The sequence below is a fragment of the Iningainema tapete BLCC-T55 genome (assembly GCF_014698965.1).
Classification (GTDB): Bacteria; Cyanobacteriota; Cyanobacteriia; order Cyanobacteriales; family Nostocaceae; genus Iningainema; species Iningainema tapete.
This window is the reverse complement of the sequence record NZ_JACXAE010000105.1, coordinates 1-14,588: the sequence shown is the minus strand read 5'-3', so window position 1 is coordinate 14,588 and position 14,588 is coordinate 1. Positions and strand designations below refer to the sequence as shown.

Here is a 14,588-nt window from a genome sequence, read left to right as displayed (position 1 = left end):
CGACTTGAGCTATGCAGCCCAAAACTTCAGTTCTAGGCGGATTGCGGAAGAATGAAATGTACTATAATAGCCCGGTACATTGATATTCTGAGGATAAAATATGAAATCAGATATCATTCTCATTGGTCCTATTAGCGCTGGCAAATCTACTCTTGGTAAACTATTAGCAGATAAGCTCAATCTTCCACAATGCTCAATGGATGATTTGCGGTGGGACTATTACAAAGAAATTGGCTACAACGAAGAGCTAGTAAAGTCTAAGAAGGAAGCTCTTGATTTTTGGGAACTCCAACACTATTGGAAACCGTTTGAAGCCTACGCTGTTGAAAGGCTATTGTCAGAACATAGCCAATGTGTTATTGATTTTGGGGCAGGTCATTCTGTATACGAAGATGCTATCTTATTCGGGCGAGTTCAGCAAGCTTTGGCATTGTATCCCAATGTTGTTCTGTTGCTTCCATCACCTAACCTAGATGAGTCAGTTCGGATTCTGAGTGAGCGAAACAAGTCAATGCCGGATGGTATACAGGAAATCAATGAACACTTTGTTCGGCACACCTCAAACTATATGCTGGCAAAGTTCACTGTATACACTCTAGATAAAACACCAGAAGAAACTTGTGATGAGATTCTGAACTTGATTAACGCAGTTTAGCTATTTACTTCCCACAGGATCTAAATTATGCAACCAGCTTTACATATTACAACCCAAGTTTTACCAGGAAATAAGGTAGAAATTCAAGTTCCAGAAGCGACAATAGGTGATACCGTTGATATATTTGTGATTTTGCAGGAATTGCCTAAAGCTAAACGGCGCTCAATTATAGAATTGTTGGAAGAGGTTCACGCGAAGTCTTCGGAACACGTCTGTTACACACAAGTCAAGTAGGACTCCCCAACAGGTAACTACAATGTTGGGGTAGTAGAATAGATCAGCTAGATTTACTCACAAAGGGTGAGAGGTGTTTGTAATTTTGTCAGAGAGGCAAAAAGTGTGAGTCTTTATAATGAAGCAGACACACGCGCCAAGCTCATTGATCCCCTAATCAAAATGTCTGGTTGGGGAGAGAGCCAAATTGAACGTGAACACTACTTTGTGAAAGGACAGCCAGTCACAGCTGGCAGAATTTATTTAGTAGGCGAAGAATCTCGGCGTCGTCAACCTCGTCGTGTTGATTATTTACTGCGTTACCAGGGGCAGATGATTGCTGTTTTGGAAGCAAAGGATGAGGCGCATACAGTTGATGCGGGTTTAGAGCAAGCAAAATCCTACGCCAAAATGTTGGATGTGCCTTTTGCTTATTCCAGCAATGGACATGGGTTTGTAGAGTTTGATTTTTTCTGCAATCAAAGCCGTGAACTATCTTCATTCCCCACACCAAAAGATTTGTGGTATCGCTGGGAGCAGTATCGTAAGCCAATAACCGCAAAATTGACAAGTAATCGTGTTGCTGAAGTTGGAAGTTCTTACACAACAAAGTGGCTTGGGCAAACTAATCCCCTTTTGCACCCCTTTTGCCCTAGTTCCATCTGTGGTAAGGAACCGCACTATTTTCAAGAAGTAGCAATTCGCCGTGTTATTGAGCGCATGATGGCTGCTCAGAAACGCATTTTGTTAACAATGGCGACAGGTACAGGAAAAACTTTTACCGCTTTTCAGATAGTTTGGAAACTGAAAAAATCAGGTTGGTTGAGAAAACCCGTTCTTTTCATTACAGACCGCATAGCACTGTGCAATCAAGCATACAATGCATTTACTCCTTTTGCCACAGGACAGTCAGACCCACGGGGGTTAATTCGTGGCGGGAAGTTTAATGCTAACCGGGAACTGTACTTTGCTCTCTACCAGTCACTTGATGCTGAGGATAATGGTGAGCCACTGTTTAAGCGCATCCCTTCTGATTTCTTTGGACTTATTATTATTGACGAGTGCCACCGTTCTGGTTTTGGCAAGTGGAACGCAATCCTGCAACATTTTTATAGTGCAATCCATCTAGGGATGACAGCTACACCTAAGCAGAGTGAAAGTGTTGATACATATGCTTATTTCTGCTCAGAAGAACCTGAAATTCCTATCGATCCCGAAGACCCTTTCAAGGGAAATTGGCAACCGCCAGCATACAGCTACAGTCTTGGTCAAGGGATCGAAGACGGTTTCCTTGCCACTTATAAGGTACATAAGGTTAGGACTAGCGTTGATAAAAACGGACTGCAAATTGAAGATGCTAAAGGGAAAGGTGCAGAAATTTATGTGCCTGAAAACTCAAAGTTGCGGGATGTTAGGGCAAACGCATTTAAATTTTGTTAATATGTATTGACACCAAAAAGGATATATGTACACACAATAAATAAGTTATTTGGGACAATTAAGCAGTAAAACGATTATGCGTATGATTAATAAAAGTTGATTCAAAAAGAATATTAATAATAAAAATTAATCACTCTTGAGAAAAAAGCAAATTCATTTGCATCTCTAATCAGAGTTGACACTATTTGTAGTCAACTCGATTTTTAGCTCATAATGAATTCAGCTAAAAATTTAAGATATAAATATTCCAGCCAAAACTTTTTCGCGCATATTCTTCATCCCAGCCAGCTTCCCGATCGTTTACGTTTAACGCCAGCCTTTACTGTTTTTTCTTGATTTAAAAGATTGAGAGCAACATGTCTAATAATTGCTAAATTTTGTGGAGCATTATCTTTTCTAATTCGAGAACTATCTTCATTAAATTGAACATCAAGAATCCAATGTAATTGGTTCTCTATGGTCCAGTGTGTACGGACTGATTTGGCTAATAGTGAGCGCATTATTAGGTAAACTACTAATAAAATAACGAGTATAAGAGCGTCGTTTTCCCATTTTCTGTACGCCATGAATTTATCATGACAACACTTGTAAGCTTTGACCATTTATTTTCTGGATCTATCAGGTCTTTAATATTACTTAACATCACACATTGTCGGATTTCATGACGACCATGACCCGATTCATCTTGGCGGAACTCGGTATATTCAAATCCTTCAAAACGGTTGTTAATTGCTGATTTAAATAGAGCGTCAACTCTTTCATATAAAGATTTCTGATTTTTTTTCAGAGAAATAACATAATCTCCATCTTGTTCAACAATTTGCTTGACAATTTCTTTTTGACATCCTATCGCATCGATAGTAACAATGCAGCCTTGAAGACATAAGACTTTTAATAGTTTAGGAATTGCGGTAATTTCATTTGACTTCTCATCAACTTTCACTTGTCCTAAAACTAAACGATTAGCTGCTGCCCATGCACTGACCCTTCGGGTTCGCCAGTTCCCTACGGAGGGAAACCCTCCTGCAGGACTGGACTCACCATATGTATAGCTGCTTTATCATCTGACGAATCATAAGAACCACGGAGCGTTTTTCCATCGATTGCAACTATTTCTTGATTGGTTAACTTACTAATAGATTGAATCCAACTAATGAAACTTTGTTGAAATTCTTCAGGATTGAGCCGAGCGAGTACTCGTGCGAAGTCTGCCGGGGGAAGCTTTTAATTGCATCACAACGGCTGTGACGCTTGTCTAGTTTGATTATTAGTGTTGTTTATGGTTTCTACAGCGACAGCTTGAGTTTCTCCAAGGGATACTCAGCTAGCATCTGCTCAAAGGGTAGTGGCACACCATTAAGATTGTAGACATACATCTGACCGTCATCTCCCTTTGTGCTAGCCATAACCAATTTTTGCTGAAAGGCTAAGTTAAACCATTCCTTGAAGATATCTCGCTCAGCTTTGTGTTGAGGAAGATGCTTTTCATTGGGTATCCAACCATCTTTTATTGCCGAGTTAAGCCAGCCTCCAGGTCTTTGGATATCTCCGTGATCCATTGCTTCAGTGAGAGCTTCTATAGCACCAAGAACTATTTCAACTGATGCAGACTGAATCGTTTTGGTGAGGGTAGAGTTGAGGGGAATTCCAAGTCTGGCAAGTTGCTGTTTAATTTTCTCACTGATGTCTAATCGCTCAGTTCTCTTCAAGCCAATAGACGTTACTTTAGCATCGGATGACAGTATGGAAGAAAGTTGACTTTCAGATTGATGGCGACATTCATCGAGTTGTTCCTTAAGCTTTGAGTTCTCGACATTGAGGGCTTCTATCTGTTGAAAGTACTCTGTAACTTGCATCGCTATTCCCTGGACTACCTCAAGGTGGTCGCGCAATCCTCTGTTCTCGGCTTGTAGATCACTTATCCGCTTTTTAAGAGCTGTAATGATGGCTTTCTTAGAATCATCGGAAGTACTCGGTTGTGCCAGTCCTTTGATAGGAGACTGCTGCTTTCTCAACTGGTCAATGCGCTGTTTAATTGAATCATGTTTGTAGAGATAAGCAACCGATACTCCTGCGGTTTTAGCTACAGTATGAAAGTTAATTTTCTTACCCTCTTTGACCAATTGAGAGATAGCTTTATCAGTTCGTTCCAAAGCGTCATTTTTCTTCTGCTCTGCGGCACTTCGTAGACCATCAGGATTACCTGTCCTTGTCATGATCAGACTCCAGAGATGAAATAATGTTTTGAAGGTTAATTTTGACCTGCTCGTTCATCTCAACTTGCCGCTGCCAGTTGTTAGCCTTAGCCTTTTCAATCATCTTCTCGGTTTGCTCCAGTTGTTCTTTATGGAGGTCTAGGAACTCAAGCGTTGTGCGAAAGTCTCCACAAGTAAAACAGGCATTGGCGTGCGGACATTGCCCTTTAATAATCGGGCGAGCGCAAGATCCATTCGGAAGAGCCTGAGCTTGTACGTTACGCTTGAACCATTGCAAATCAGAAGTTTCAAGTTCTGGATTTTCAGATGAGACAACCTGACCTAAAATATTGATTGTTTTTCCGTGATACTTGGCAATTTCTTTTTTTAGGGTTGAGTCAAAGATATGAGCATAGGTAGCAGTCATATTGGGCGACTCATGACCTAAATAGCGTTGAATAATATGTTGTGGCACACCATTGTTAATCATCCGAGTTCCTACACTATGGCGAAATTGGTGGGATGTAAGATCCCAAACTTTTCCTGACGCATCGCAAATATTGTTCGTTTTACATAGACGTTTGAGGTAATCAGTAAATGCACTTGGATTCATTGGTTTAGTTTGTGGAATGAAATGTTTCATCTGCTTTCTTCCACAAAACAAGTATTCAAAACTCGAATTTAAATTATTCTTGATATAGTTTTGCTGCTCCTGAATAATTGCTACTATCTCCTTAGAAATAGTAATCGTATGGTCTTTTTTCATCTTGAACTGGTAATAACTAAGCCACCAGTCGCCTGCCGAATCTTGCTTCAAACAGTCGAATTTTAGTCGGCATAATTCACTTATACGCATCCCAGTTTCTTGAATAACCAGCACCATTCGCATTACGGATTCAGGCAAAGTCTCAATATACTGATTTATTTGTTCTAGAACTTCTTGAGGAATGTACCTAGGTAAAGGTTTTTTCAGATGCGGATGGTCTTCTCTATAAATAAGAACTTTATCGCCCAGATCTACCCAACCATTTCGAGAACAAAGTGTAAAGAAAGTATCTAGATCGACAATGATGTTTAATCTTGTTTTCTCTGCTAACTTTCTCGTAACTAAATAGTCGAAAAAATTAATTATTAGTGAACGCTCAATATTTGAAGCTAAGCATCCTGGGTGATATTCTGTTAAGAACGATGAAAAATAGTTGAGAGCGTCCTTCCTTTTCTTACAGGTAGCCCAGGATAGGGTTGCAAAGCTATATCGTATATACTGCTTTGTAGCTTGACGTAACCATAAGGGAAAAATCGTCCTAAAGTTTATAGTAAGTCCGTCGGAAGGTCTGATGTCTGCTCCCAATTTACGACCATCCCAGATGTCTTTATCAAACTCTGACTGCTCATCTGGTTGAACTGATAATGGACGATCTTTTGTTGGTTTCATTTACTTATCACGCTGTTCTAAATACTGCTGATAGGCTTTTTTGAGGTCTTCATTAGTGAGATGAGTATAAGTGTTGATGGTGGTCTGAATATTGGCATGACCTAATCGTTTCTGAACTTGTGCCATGTCCCAGCCATTACGAATAAGGTCGGTTGCATGAGTGTGGCGGAAAAGATGGGGACGTGCATCAATTCCTGTTTTCTTTTCTAACCGCGTAAACAAGCTAGCTACGGTTGAGTAAGTCATCGGACTTCCCAGTTTACCCTCCCAAATATTTACAAATACATAGTTAGAATCAATCGACTCTGGATACTCGTTAATTAAATAATCTGAGTAAAGAGTCATCAATTCCCTAGAAACATGAATGACGCGAGATTCTCTGGATTTGGTTCTCGCAGCATTAGTGTTGTCATCTCTAAAAATGACAGAGATTTCATTTTGACCACTTGTATGAATATCTTCATGATGTAGCCCTAAAACTTCTCCAATTCGCATACCACTTTCATGAAGTAAACAGATGAGAAATTTATCTCTAGTCCTCTGGCAAGCTGCAACTAACTGCTTTATCTGTTCTGGGGTCATCACCCCAGGAAATCGTTTTGGTTCTTTAAGTTTCAGCAGTCTTGTTCTAACATATTTACCTTTACTTAGATGATGCAGAAATGGCTTGTATTTTTTCCCTGGCTGAAATTGGTAACGATAGGCATCAATACGAGTGGTGACTCCATTGCGCGACTGAAACTCATAGAAACTAGAGACTGCACTCAAAATTGCATTAATAGTTTTCTCGGTTCTCTTAGCCTTAACTTGCTGGATAGCTATAACTTTTGGTTCAGGACAGCGTAGCCAATGCATAAAAGTAGCAAGGTGTTCTAAAGAAACCTCCAACCAGTCAAGTTTTGCATCTGTTAAAAACTCCCAATATAGCTTTAAATGTCCTGCATAGGCATGAACTGTGTTGGGAGCGCGTTCAATATTTTCCAAATAGCGTAGGTATTCGCTGATTGGTTGCACTGGTAAATAGTTGTTATCCACTACCAACCAAGTTACCCGATCTGTATTGGGTATGCGAACTCTTTGAACCTTCATGTTGTTAAGCCCTCAATTGAGTACGGTCAGCAGGTCACAATTTTTATCTATATCTAATCAACTTGACCACTGTAAACTAACCTTAACTCAACTAACTTCCTACTATCGATTCATCCAAATGGGTGAAAAGCTACTGTCAACAACTGGGAGATTCCTTGAAGATTATATTTGACCAAATTTTATTTCATACTTATTGTTTATGTTGTTGAAGTTATCGTAATGCTGCATTTAACTATTCAACCAAGTCAGAAAAATCCGCTCTGAGTTGTTGTTGTTTATTATGTATAAACAATAATCCAAGCTGTAGATAAAAGCTTCCCCCGGCGAGCTTCGCGCAAACGTATCATGGGAAGGAATACCATTTGGTAATTCTAAAAATTTTTGGAAAAACGAGTACTTCGACGAGCCAAATAATTCTAAATCTTCCCATGTTTCTGCCCCACAAATTATAGCACAGATAGAAATTGTGATTATATCAATTAATTTATGTAGTTTTCTGCGTTCTATTCTTGGGTCATTAATACTACTAAAATGTTCAGCTATTGTAATTTTAGGTTTCAGTTTCATAGTGTTTTTAGGAGATGAATATTGAGTTTAAATCTGATTTAACTATCAAGTTAAATCAAGTTTTGAGAGTAATATGGTACTAGACAAATAGCTAATTTTTTCGATTTAATATTTTTTTACTCAGCTAAATATCCTTGATTTCCCGTTGACATTGATTAACTCAAATTTTGAGCAGATCGGACTCTTGTTTTTGTGATTATTTCAATATTCTTCAAATTTGATAGTGTTGGATTTTCCAAATTATCAATATTTGATTACATCGCTAATTTATCAATAAATCTTTTCCTACCAGTAAGCGAGTTAATTCTTGTACGCTAGAAACTTCTCTCACCTTGCATTATTAATCTCATTTTCACCATTAACAACAAATTAATTATACGCTCACGCAATAAAGCGACGTACAAAATTGGATTTTTGCAACTTTTGATCATGATGATCAAACTTAGGGATGTTGAGTTGAGTGACGCTTGACTGAATATTTGGGTGAATGATTAGTAGATCATTCTTTAGAGGTATTGACAAAAGTTACACAGTTTTTAATTATCACTAATAACTGGAGAGAATAAATAATGCATATATATGTTTTTGTGTCAATCCATTATGGCTGAATTTTTAATGCGTTTGCCCTATGCGGGATGTTTATTTAACAGCACAGTTTGAGCGCGAAATAACCGTACCCGATCGCACTGCTGCAATGGTAAAACATTTGGCTCTTTTGCTTAACCGTTTTGGGGCAATGGACAAGACAATGGTGTTTTGTGTGGATATGAGCCATGCAAGGTTGGTTGCTCGTTTGCTACAAAATGAATTTTCCGGTCTTGGTTATTCAAATTATGCAGTACCAATAATTGCAGAAGAAGGAGAAGCCAGCTTTTGGTTAGATCAGTTTCAAGACAGCGATCGCACAACTCCCGTAGTAGCTACAACTGCTGAGTTGCTTAGTACTGGTGTTGATGTTCCATCATGTCGGAATATCGTATTTATGAAGCCAATTTCCTCGCCAATTCTCTTTAAACAAATAATTGGTCGAGGTTCGCGAATAGATTTTACAACTGGCAAGGAGTGGTTTCGGATTATCGATTATGTGGGAGCCTCTAGGCTTTTTGATGAATGGGATTCTCCTCCTGAAGAACCAACGGTTGAAATTACGGGAGCAAGAACCAGTATCCTGGAAGGAACTGTAGTTCATGCTAATACAGGGGAACTGTTAGTTGGCTCTGCTGTAAGTGCGCACATAGGTGTTAACCAACAAATTAGCCCCATCCACACTGATAGCAATGGATACTTTCGCTTTGAGCAGCTTCCGGCGGGAAACATTCGTTTGTCAGTAACTGGTACGCGATTTCGTCCACGAACAGTAACAATTGAAACTGAACGAGACACCACCCAAACGGTTACTATTGAACTCAAACCCCAAGAAGCACCAGTCGGTAAAATTAGCGTCCAGGGGTTAGAGGTAACAATAGCTGATGAGGCAACATTTCTTGTGGAGGCTACAGGCGAACAATTGACCTTAGCGCAATACTTTGACTATACTAAAGGAAAAATCATGCACAGTGCGCTAAACTCGGAACAACTCCACGAAATTTGGACAAACTCAACCTTGCGGCAAGCATTTCTGGAAGAGTTAGAGGCAGAAAGTGTCCACATTGAGGTACTAGCTGAGGTTTTAGCGCAACCAAGAGCAGACCAATTTGACCTTTTGGCACATATTGCATATGGTAAACCAATTCATACTAGAGACGAGCGGGTTGACGCATTCTTGAACTACGAACAGCAATTTTTGCAAAGTCAAACCCTAGAAGCACGGTTCGTAATTGTAGCCTTACTCGACAAGTACCGCTTGGCGGGTGTACAAGAAATAGTAAATCCTGAAGTTTTTCGGTTGTCACCCTTCCGGGAGATGGGACAAGTATCAGGAGTAGTCCAACATTTTGGTAGTATTAATAATCTGCGTCTAGCATTAAATGAGGTGCAGCAACGTTTGTACCGTGAGGAAATAGCGTGAGTCGGGAACAATTAACCAACGATATCTGGCGAGCTTGTGACGTATTGCGCCGCGACGATAATTGTGGCGGTGTAATGGAGTATGTCGAGCATATATCTTGGTTGTTGTTCTTAAAATTTCTTGATGAGCAGGAAGAAACTTTTGAGTTAGAAGCTGAATTAGCAGGGCGAAGTTATCAGCGAGTTATTGATGAAGCGTATCGCTGGTCAAAATGGGTGTCAAAAGCGTTAGGACACAAGGTAGGGGAGAATAGTCGCCGCACTACCCCAGAATGGGATGGCGATGGATTGATGCAGTTTGTGCGCTTAAAACTAATACCTTATTTAGCTAGTCTTAAAGGTTCATCGGAACGGGAGGTAATTGCAGGGATATTTAGCGATCGCACTGTCGTTCTCTGCGCCTCGCCCTATAACCTTAAAGATGTACTAGAGATTATCGATAGCATTGACTTTAAAAATCCCGATGATATTCACACCGTTTCCCATATATATGAGGACTTGTTAAAACGGTTGGGAAGCGAAAATAAGATGGCGGGTGAATTTTATACACCCCGTTCAATTATTCGTTTCATGGTTGAAGTAATTGATCCCCACATCGGAGAAACAGTTTATGACCCTTTTTGTGGCTCCTGTGGGTTTTTGGTAGAAGCATATTTACAGATGCAAAAGCAGGAAAAAACAACTAAAGACCACAAAATTCTTCAAGATAACACCTTTGTGGGGCAAGAAAAAAAAGCACTACCCGCCCTGCTTGGTATCATGAATATGGTGTTGCATGGGGTTAGAGTTCCTGATATTCGCCGGCGAAACACCCTGGCAGAAAATTTAAAAAATGTTTCAGAGCGCTTTGATATCGTGCTAACAAATCCTCCCTTTGGAGGTAAAGAAAATGCTCAAATTCAAGAGAATTTTCCGGTAAAAAGTAATGCTACAGAATTGTTAGCGGTTGAACATATCATTAAAAAATTAAAACCATCAATCAGAGCGCGTTGTGGTATGGTAGTGCCAGAAGGAACACTATTTCGTAGTGGGGCTTTTGCTACTGTTAAGCAAATGTTGCTCAATGATTTCAACTTATTTTTAATAGTTAGTTTGCCTCCTGGAGCCTTTGCGCCTTACTCAGATGTGAAAACGGCATTGTTATTTTTTGAGCGTTCAAGTTCTACAAAAGAAGTTCTTTATTATGAGATGCCTTTGCCAAATAAGTTGAAAAAATTCAGCAAAGTTAACCCCATTGCAGATGAGCATTTTGCAGAAGCAAGACAGGTTTTGCAGCAATGGCTAGCGTATCGTCAGGGAAAAACGCAACAGGAATTTCCTCAAACGAGTTGGTTTGTAGGTGGAGAGACTTTGGTTGAACGTGATTATGATTTGTCAGCCAAAAATCCGAATCGTTTGTCAGGCGAAAAGTTGCCTCATCCGTCGGAATTGACAGCTAGAATTATTGAAAATCAACTCAAATTGCAGAGTGTTTTAGAACGCCTTCATAAGATGGTGAGTGGAGAAGAGGAGGCGTGATGATTGCAGAAGCTAGATTGAATTTTATAGTAAAGCCAAAGCCGTGGAAATTACCAAACCAGTGGGAATGGGTACCTCTTGAGGAAATTTGTGATATTGTAATTGGCGGAACGCCGAGCCGCAATAATCATAAATACTGGGGTTTTGGTCATACTTGGGTTTCAATTTCCGATCTAAATGGTGAAATAATAATGAGTTCTAAGGAGCAAATTACTGACCTCGGAGTTGCTAGCTCCAATGTCAAGTTAATTGATCCAGGAACAGTGTTGATAAGTTTCAAATTAACTATTGGAAAATTAGGAATTGCCGGAAAACAAATTTACACAAATGAAGCTATAGCTGCATTACCAATAAAAATTGGTTGGCAGACAAAATTTTATAGAGATTTTCTTTTTTACGCTCTTAAAGTAGTTCCTTTATCAAAGGAAGTAGATTTAAGTGTAAAAGGTAAGACTTTAAACAAGAAAAAAATTGCTAAAATACTTTTACCTATACCTTACTTAAAAGAACCTACTTTATCTATTAATATTCAACGTCGAATTGTTGCGCGTATAGAAGCACTGCTAGCTGAAGTTAGAGAATCTCGCGGCTTGATTAATAAAATGCGTCAAGATGCAGAACGATTAATGGGAACAGCCCTAAGTGAAGTAATAGAAAAACTTGATGAGCAATATCCAAATTCCCCAACTATAAGTCAACTGATATCAAGTAAAAAAATCCACATCGAAGGTGGTGGAACTCCTTCAAGGAGTAATGAAAACTATTGGAATGGGCTGATACCTTGGATATCGCCTAAAGACATGAAGCGGTGGTACATCAAAGACGCACAAGAACACATATCACATAGTGCATTGCAAGAAACTGCAGTCAAACTCATCCCTGAAGGGTCAGTTTTGATTGTCGTCAGGGGAATGATTTTAGCTCATACAATGCCTGTGGGCATTAATCAAAACGAAGTAACAATTAACCAGGACATGAAAGCCCTTGTTCCAAGCAATAACTTGTTACCTGATTATCTCGGTTATATACTCCGTACTCGTTCCCCATTAATTTTACAACAAGTAGAAACCGCAGCTCATGGGACTAAGAGATTAAAGACTGATACTTTGGTAGTGCCTACAAATGAGTGCAGGTGGTATGATTTTAGGCATTTTGAGGGATACTGAGCATCACTCTCTACTGCTTTAAATGTGTTTACTGCGAGGGTTTGGGTCTTTGTGTGCTATACTTCCCCTTGAATCTCCTTAGGAAAGTATTTTTTCTGGTGAGGGTGAAAATGCTGATAAGTGATTTTCCAAAATTTTGCCCAAAAAAAGATTGCCCCTGCTATCAGTCTTTAGATAATAAAATTACGCTCATATGGTATTAAAAAATTGAAAGTTTCAGGCGACCGCAGACAAATGTATTATTGTCATGGAGGTAAGCATAGGTTTTCACCAAACAGCTTATTCCGACCTATGGAGAAAACAAGGAAGTGAAAAAGAATATATTCAAACAGCTTTCGTTAAGTACTTATGGATTGTCAGCAGAACAAATGGCCGATGTTTTGGAAAGAGATGTCCGAACAATTGAAGAGTGGTTGTTAGGGATTTCCGAAAAAAGTCAACGATTTCATAAAAGTATTTGTTTGATTGTTGGGGTAATGTTGCAGTTCTTGCAAATGGATGAATTGTGGTCTTATCTCAAGAATAAAAATCGACAGATGTGGGTATTTGTGACTTTAGATCCTCTCAACAAGTTTTGGATAAACTTTGACGAGGGTACGCACTAATCATACAGCAAATCGATTACTGAAGAACCTAAAAGCTTTAATGAAATTGGAGAACACCCAAATTTTAAAAGTAACAACTGATAAATTATCAGCTTATAAAAATGCTCTAGAAAAACAGTTCGGAGAGCTTCCGTATGTTTATTTACAAATTGTTAAAAAAAGAGTCAAAAGAAAACTTAAAACAGTGAAAAAGTTTTTAGTAAAGGGGGTGGCAGAAGACTTTCCTATTGGTACGCAAAATACATCTTATATTGAGCGATTAAATCTAACTCTTAGGCGTCATATTTTCATATTTACATAGAAAGACTCTTGGGTACTGTAAAAAGCAAGCCAACTTAAATCGCCTACTTTGGATTAACTTATTTGACTATAATTACGTACAATTTCATCAAAGTTTACGGATTGACCTAACGGGACAAAAAAATAAGTTTCAAAAAAGATATAAAGAAGTAACTCCGGCAATGAAAATGGGGTTAACAAATAGTCAAGTAAGTTGGAGAGATTTGCTGGTAGTCCCAATTCCAAAAAGTGGTTGAGCAAGTCACCTGCACCCGTTTGTAGAGACTACCCGGTAGTTAATAGCATCCACTTCTTCGCTTCTTCCCCTTCAGGACAATTTACTTCTAGTGCATAGACCGCATAAACTTTGAGCGGCTCTGGGTTGTCAAAACGGTAGGGAGTACGAAGATTAACTTGACAAAAACGCACCACTAATTTAGCTTGGCGTTGCTTGCGTTTGGCAGTTTCTGGTAAATCAATTATTTGTTCAAAGCGGATCGGCTGCGCTTCTAGTTTCGCCCATAGCCGCTCACTATCAGAGTCTAAACTGCGGTCATGGGCTGCCCGTACTACAACTCCTGTATGCTCTAGTTTACGTACACAATCAAAAACTTCCGCAATATCACCTTCCCGGTCAAAAGCATGAATCACACGAGTAGATGTACTCACTTGCTGCTCAACAATCGTAGCTGCTTCTACCCAACGATAAGAAACTTTGCTGTTCAAAAGGGCGCTGTCTTGCTGCTTTTCGAGCTTGAGCAAGTCGTTCTTTTTTTTGCTCTAGTTTTTCATCTTTTGGTGGCTTCGGTTTCGGCTCCCGATTCCACAGTTTTTGCCACAACATACCTATGGGTTGACCTAATTGCGGATCTATAGCTAAAGCGCTATGCAGTATTAGACCATTACCACCATTACCAATTGGACCATAACCCTCTTGTTTAGCTAGAATGTTACCGTAATCTAGAAAAGTAGTGTCTCCTACACACAGTACCAGGTCGCGCTCAGCAACGATTTCAGTTGTTATTTGGCAGTGTGGCTCAATTAGCTTGTCAAACTCTACTTTCGGATTGGCAAAAATTCATATGCTCTTTTCAGGACAGTTGCGCTACTGAAGATTTCCGACAGGGCCTTACCAAATCCTTGACTTAAAGCTCTGCCAATTGACATTGCACGCTCGTTAAGTCGTTTATCGCCCAACTCACAAGTAGCAAAATTCTTTTCCCACCAGTCCAACATTTTCTGTTACCTCTAATACCCAACCTTCACCAGTATACTGCATATGATGCCCTGTGGCTACAAACTATGCCCTATAAGCTTTTTAAGACTTAGCGTGAAAAGTCAGGTCTGTATCGCTCTACTTGACAACCAGATTTCAAAATTTTATGATACTCTTCCACTCGCCAACGGTAAGAATACCAA

Annotated in this window: 13 protein-coding genes and 2 pseudogenes; 8 read left to right on the top strand and 7 right to left on the bottom strand. The window is 39.4% G+C overall.

From position 1 onward, the window contains the following. The first annotated feature begins 100 nt into the window (after positions 1-100). The 3 genes from ICL16_RS34805 (at position 101) to ICL16_RS46355 (ending at position 2,308) form a co-directional block, all read left to right on the top strand. The gene (locus ICL16_RS34805; protein ID WP_190836149.1) at positions 101-655 is read left to right on the top strand and encodes a shikimate kinase; all 555 of its coding nucleotides are present in this window, start codon (positions 101-103) and stop codon (positions 653-655) included. A 27-nt stretch (positions 656-682) separates the two neighbouring features. Further along, complete coding sequence (locus ICL16_RS34800) at positions 683-889, top strand: hypothetical protein (protein ID WP_190836148.1); 207 nt, start codon at positions 683-685, stop codon at positions 887-889. Positions 890-994: 105 nt separating this feature from the next. Beyond that, a complete protein-coding gene (locus ICL16_RS46355; protein ID WP_190836147.1) occupies positions 995-2,308 on the top strand; it encodes a DEAD/DEAH box helicase family protein in 1,314 nt (437 codons plus the stop codon). Positions 2,309-2,531: 223 nt separating this feature from the next. Here the strand turns inward: ICL16_RS46355 and ICL16_RS46350 are convergent. From ICL16_RS46350 to ICL16_RS34765, 5 genes and pseudogenes are all read right to left on the bottom strand, one after another. Then, positions 2,532-3,514, bottom strand: a pseudogene (locus ICL16_RS46350) (ISAs1 family transposase); the annotation flags it as partial. An 80-nt stretch (positions 3,515-3,594) separates the two neighbouring features. Beyond that, a complete protein-coding gene (locus ICL16_RS34780) occupies positions 3,595-4,524 on the bottom strand; it encodes a DUF6262 family protein (protein WP_190836145.1) in 930 nt (309 codons plus the stop codon). Next, complete coding sequence (locus tag ICL16_RS34775; RefSeq protein WP_190836144.1) at positions 4,508-5,938, bottom strand: tyrosine-type recombinase/integrase; 1,431 nt, start codon at positions 5,936-5,938, stop codon at positions 4,508-4,510. Before ICL16_RS34775 ends, ICL16_RS34780 begins: the two co-directional genes overlap by 17 nt. Then, positions 5,939-7,027 (bottom strand): tyrosine-type recombinase/integrase, encoded by a 1,089-nt coding sequence (locus ICL16_RS34770; protein WP_190836143.1) that lies wholly within the window; start codon positions 7,025-7,027, stop codon positions 5,939-5,941. A 330-nt stretch (positions 7,028-7,357) separates the two neighbouring features. Beyond that, positions 7,358-7,594: pseudogene (locus tag ICL16_RS34765) on the bottom strand (transposase family protein); the annotation flags it as partial. A gap of 628 nt (positions 7,595-8,222) precedes the next feature. Between ICL16_RS34765 and ICL16_RS34760 the strand changes: the two are divergent. The 5 genes from ICL16_RS34760 to ICL16_RS45055 all read left to right on the top strand — a co-directional run bounded on the left by ICL16_RS34760 (position 8,223) and on the right by ICL16_RS45055 (position 13,191). Beyond that, on the top strand, positions 8,223-9,602 hold the full coding sequence (locus tag ICL16_RS34760; RefSeq protein ID WP_190836142.1) for a type I restriction-modification enzyme R subunit C-terminal domain-containing protein: 1,380 nt from the start codon (positions 8,223-8,225) through the stop codon (positions 9,600-9,602). Next, positions 9,599-11,119 carry an N-6 DNA methylase gene (locus ICL16_RS34755; protein WP_190836141.1) on the top strand — a complete coding sequence of 507 codons (1,521 nt, stop codon included), beginning with the start codon at positions 9,599-9,601 and terminating at the stop codon, positions 11,117-11,119. Before ICL16_RS34760 ends, ICL16_RS34755 begins: the two co-directional genes overlap by 4 nt. Next, a complete protein-coding gene (locus ICL16_RS34750; protein ID WP_190836140.1) occupies positions 11,119-12,285 on the top strand; it encodes a restriction endonuclease subunit S in 1,167 nt (388 codons plus the stop codon). Before ICL16_RS34755 ends, ICL16_RS34750 begins: the two co-directional genes overlap by 1 nt. 308 nt (positions 12,286-12,593) lie before the next feature. Next, the gene (locus tag ICL16_RS45060) at positions 12,594-12,890 is read left to right on the top strand and encodes a hypothetical protein (RefSeq protein WP_202895879.1); all 297 of its coding nucleotides are present in this window, start codon (positions 12,594-12,596) and stop codon (positions 12,888-12,890) included. Positions 12,891-12,930: 40 nt separating this feature from the next. Next, the gene (locus ICL16_RS45055; protein WP_202895878.1) at positions 12,931-13,191 is read left to right on the top strand and encodes a hypothetical protein; all 261 of its coding nucleotides are present in this window, start codon (positions 12,931-12,933) and stop codon (positions 13,189-13,191) included. Between the two features lie 263 nt (positions 13,192-13,454). On the opposite strand, the gene ICL16_RS48045 is transcribed toward ICL16_RS45055, so the two are convergent. Both ICL16_RS48045 and ICL16_RS34735 read right to left on the bottom strand, forming a co-directional pair. Then, on the bottom strand, positions 13,455-13,931 hold the full coding sequence (locus ICL16_RS48045; protein ID WP_190836139.1) for a hypothetical protein: 477 nt from the start codon (positions 13,929-13,931) through the stop codon (positions 13,455-13,457). A gap of 294 nt (positions 13,932-14,225) precedes the next feature. Beyond that, complete coding sequence (locus ICL16_RS34735) at positions 14,226-14,405, bottom strand: IS4/Tn5 family transposase DNA-binding protein (protein ID WP_190836138.1); 180 nt, start codon at positions 14,403-14,405, stop codon at positions 14,226-14,228. Between the last annotated feature and the right edge of the window lie 183 nt (positions 14,406-14,588).

Coding starts and splice junctions, on each gene's coding strand:
- ICL16_RS34750 (WP_190836140.1), top strand. CDS start 11,119: ATGATTGCAGAAGCTAGATTGAATTTTATAGTAAAGCCAAAGCCGTGG.
- ICL16_RS34780 (WP_190836145.1), bottom strand. CDS start 4,524: ATGACAAGGACAGGTAATCCTGATGGTCTACGAAGTGCCGCAGAGCAG.
- ICL16_RS45055 (WP_202895878.1), top strand. CDS start 12,931: ATGAAATTGGAGAACACCCAAATTTTAAAAGTAACAACTGATAAATTA.
- ICL16_RS34805 (WP_190836149.1), top strand. CDS start 101: ATGAAATCAGATATCATTCTCATTGGTCCTATTAGCGCTGGCAAATCT.
- ICL16_RS34775 (WP_190836144.1), bottom strand. CDS start 5,938: ATGAAACCAACAAAAGATCGTCCATTATCAGTTCAACCAGATGAGCAG.
- ICL16_RS34760 (WP_190836142.1), top strand. CDS start 8,223: ATGCGGGATGTTTATTTAACAGCACAGTTTGAGCGCGAAATAACCGTA.
- ICL16_RS34770 (WP_190836143.1), bottom strand. CDS start 7,027: ATGAAGGTTCAAAGAGTTCGCATACCCAATACAGATCGGGTAACTTGG.
- ICL16_RS34800 (WP_190836148.1), top strand. CDS start 683: ATGCAACCAGCTTTACATATTACAACCCAAGTTTTACCAGGAAATAAG.
- ICL16_RS34735 (WP_190836138.1), bottom strand. CDS start 14,405: ATGTTGGACTGGTGGGAAAAGAATTTTGCTACTTGTGAGTTGGGCGAT.